The sequence below is a fragment of the Streptomyces sp. LS1784 genome (assembly GCF_020103755.1).
Lineage (GTDB): Bacteria > Actinomycetota > Actinomycetes > Streptomycetales > Streptomycetaceae > Kitasatospora.
In genome coordinates this window covers 1-3,330 of sequence record NZ_JAHSQD010000746.1, presented here as the reverse complement: position 1 = coordinate 3,330, position 3,330 = coordinate 1, and the positions used below count along the sequence as shown (strand labels likewise).

General features: G+C 73.6%; 3 protein-coding genes and 1 pseudogene. 1 reads left to right on the top strand and 3 read right to left on the bottom strand.

Annotated elements, in window-relative coordinates:
* Positions 1 to 135: 135 nt before the first annotated feature.
* The 3 genes from KS423_RS41670 to KS423_RS41660 all read right to left on the bottom strand — a co-directional run bounded on the left by KS423_RS41670 (position 136) and on the right by KS423_RS41660 (position 2,049).
* Positions 136 to 441: an urease subunit gamma gene (locus tag KS423_RS41670; RefSeq protein WP_224284926.1), complete on the bottom strand. Its 306-nt coding sequence runs from the start codon at positions 439 to 441 to the stop codon at positions 136 to 138.
* 88 nt (positions 442 to 529) lie between these two features.
* A complete protein-coding gene (locus KS423_RS41665; RefSeq protein WP_224284925.1) occupies positions 530 to 1,501 on the bottom strand; it encodes an urea transporter in 972 nt (323 codons plus the stop codon).
* A gap of 248 nt (positions 1,502 to 1,749) precedes the next feature.
* Complete coding sequence (locus tag KS423_RS41660; RefSeq protein WP_224284924.1) at positions 1,750 to 2,049, bottom strand: hypothetical protein; 300 nt, start codon at positions 2,047 to 2,049, stop codon at positions 1,750 to 1,752.
* Between the two features lie 103 nt (positions 2,050 to 2,152).
* Here KS423_RS41660 and KS423_RS41655 point away from each other — a divergent pair.
* Positions 2,153 to 3,330 (top strand): annotated as a pseudogene (locus tag KS423_RS41655) (HEAT repeat domain-containing protein); the annotation flags it as partial.

Sequence of the window (3,330 nt, the reverse complement as noted above, 5' to 3'; positions counted from 1 at the left end):
GGCGAGCGGACGGCCTGCGGGGACGGCCGCGCGCACGGCGGGCTCGCGGGCCACCAGGGCGGCGAGGTCCCGGCCGCCGGCGCTCTCGTGCCCGCCGGCCAGCACCACGGCGACGGCCTGAGGCTGAGTCATCGCTCAGGCACCGACCGGGTCGTGGCAGGAGACCAGCTTGGTCCCGTCCACGAACGCCGCCTCGACCTGGAGCAGCGGGAGCATCTCGCGCACGCCCGGCATGACGTCCTCGCCGCCGACGACCTGCTTGCCGATCTCCATGCACTCGGCGACGGTTCGGCCGTCCCGGGCACCCTCCATGATCGCCTCGCTGATCAGCGCGCAGGCCTCGCTGTAGTTCAGCTTGACGCCGCGGTCGCGGCGTTTGCGGGCCAGGTCGGCGACGACGTAGATGTACAGCTTGTCCATCTCACGCGGCGAGAGATTCACGGGTACCACTCTTCCTTTCCGGGAATCCGATGGATGAAATGCAGGAGGTGTCCGACGTGCGGGAAATCCGGGGGCGCCGGATGTGGATTCAGGCCCGGCGCAGGCGGGGGACGGCCGGCACCGCCGCCAGGAACAGCAGGGTGGTCAGCACGAACGGCCAGGTGAAGGCGTGGCCGCCGAAGGGCGCGGAGACGGCGCCGAGCGCGGGGGTCAGCACGGTCGCGGCCGCCGCGCCGACCAGGGCGTAGGCCGCGCTCCAGCCGTCGGGCGCCAGGAACACCCCGCACAGCGCGAGGGCGACCAGCACGCCGCTGTACCCGAGCAGGCCCTGCCCGACCGCCTCCCCGGGAGCGCCGAACACCCAGGCCGTGAGCAGCCCGGTGGCGCTTCCCGCACAGGCCGTCAGGCCCGCGAGGCGGCTCGCCGCGAACAGCCCGGCCAGGAACAGCAGGCCGACGTACCACTGCGGCATGAAGAAGATCTGACCGATGTTCGCGAAGAACCCGTGCCAGAGCTGTTCCCAGCTCAGCCCGGTCGGACCGTCGGCCGGGACGGGCAGGGCGGCGGGTGCGCCCGCGCCGTGCCACAGCCGCCGGAAGCCCGGGGCGGCCACCGTGACGGCCGTCGCGACCAGGCAGAACGGCGCGGTCAGCGCGGGCAGCCGCCAGGTGGCGAGCAGCGCCCCGACGCCCGCCGCGACCACCACGGCCACGGCGGCCCCGAGGACCGCCACCGCGACCGTCGCCGGGTGCCCGGCACCCAGGAAGACGGCGCAACCCAGCGCCACCAGGCACCCGTTGTACCCGTGCAGCCCCGCGCCGACGGCCTCCCGGTCGAGCCCGAGCCCGTACGCGACGGCGGTGGAGACGGCGCTGCCGAGCAGTCCGTAGAGGCCGTACCGCCAGCCGGCCGCGAACAGTGCGGCCACGAAGAAGAGCCCGCAGACGACGGACGGCATGAAATCGACTTGTGCGACGCCGCGCAGGACTTCCGCGGCCCACCTGCCGGATATCGGACGAGTCGCCACCGAGGCGCTCTCCCCACCCTTTTGCCAACCCATGCTGCGCACCAATTTCCGGTACGGCCGGCCTGCCCGAAAGTCGGCCCCGGCGATTCCTCCGGAACCGTACTCCTACAAATTGCGAAGTCCAGTGGAGGCGGACTGTTACGCCAAATCCACGAAGAGTGACCATCGGGCCACTGAGCTGCAACAATCTGTTGAAGTCGGCGCCGCCCGGGTTCGTTGCGGGGAGAAATCCTTTGCGAAGTTTTACCGACGGTTGACGTCGGCCGCGCCGGGGCCCGCGCTCACTCCGCCCGGATCGGATGCCGGGCCAGGAACCGCTCACACGAGGCCAGTTCGAGCTCCGGCACCGCCCGCTCGGCGAGCGCCGCCGTGTGCCGCGCCACCCACGCACTGATCGGCCGGCGGGCCCGCGCCGCCAGCCCCGGCCCCGGCTTGTGCCGGCCGCCACCGTGCCCCAGCAGCACCAACGGCCGCCCGCCGAGGGCCGATCCGTCCGGCTGCCAGAGCACACCGGGCACGCCGTCGAGGGTGAAGCGGCGCTGCGTCACGCCGTCCGCGCTGGATTCCGAGGTGAAGTGCACCCCGCCATCATGGCTCCCGACGCGCGTTGGAGTCCCGGCTTCCCCGTTGTCGGCGGAACGGGTGTCCGGCCCGTTGTCAGACCGGCCCGGCAGAGTGCCGATCATGTTCAACGGACTGCACGACATCGACTGGACGCAGCTGCACCACGCGTACGGAACGGCCGAGGAGGTACCGGAACTGCTCGCGGCCCTGGCTTCCACGGACGAGGAGGAGCGGGGCAAGGCACTCGGCCGCTACTACAGCGCCCTCTTCCACCAGGGCAGCGTCTACCCCGCCACCACGGCCAGCCTGCCGTTCCTGTTCGAGCTGCTGGACGACCCGGCCACGCCCGGGCGGGCCGCGATCGTCGAGCTGCTGGCCGGCATCGGCCACGAGTCGGCGGCGTGCGAGGACCACGGGTACACCGACGCGGACTACTCCGACGCGCTGGCCCTCCTGCGCCGACGGAGCGACGTCTTCGTGCGGTTCGCCACCGACGACACCGGGAGCCGACTGCTGCGGCAGGCGGCGATCCCGGCTCTCGGGCTGCTCGTCGAGGACACCGTCCGGGCCGCGGCGGTGCTGCGCGAGCGGCTGCCCGCCGAGCCCGGAGTGGTCGAACGGCTGCTGCTGGTCGAGGCCATGGCGACACTGGCCCTGCGCCGTACCGAAGCGGCGCCGGACGCGGCGGCGTGGCTCACCGCCCTGGCCGGGGACGCCACCCTGGACCCCACGATCCGGCTCGCCGCGCTCGTCCACCGGGCCCGCTGCACCGAGCCGGACCCACAGGACGTCCCGGCCGCCATCGACCTGCTGCGGCAGGAGCCTGCGCCGGCCGGCGAGTGGTGGGCCTCCCCCACCCCGGCCGGGCCCAAGCCCCCGATCGAACCGGGCAGCGCACCCGGGTACGTCATCGCCGCGTTCGCGGAGCTGGACCGGCACGCCGCGGTCCACTCGCCGACCACCGGGCTGCTGCGCGACTTCCACGAAGTCCTGGACTCCCGGGTGCCCGAGCGCACCGCACTGCTCGCCGAACAGCTGTGCAGCCCCGACCCCGGGTCCCGCCTCGACGCGCTGCGGATGACCGCCGAACTCGTCAAGTCCTGGCGCGGCGACCACGGTTCGCTGATCGCGCTGGCCGCCGGACGGCTCGCCGACCCCCACCCCGAGGTGGTCGCCGAGGCCGCCGCCGTCCTCAACGCCTGCCATGTGGTCGCCGGACCCGCCCGCGAGGCCCTCGCCGCCCTCGTCGCGGCGCAGCGCGCCGAGGGCGGGCCCCAGGTGTGGGCCTCGCCCGAGCC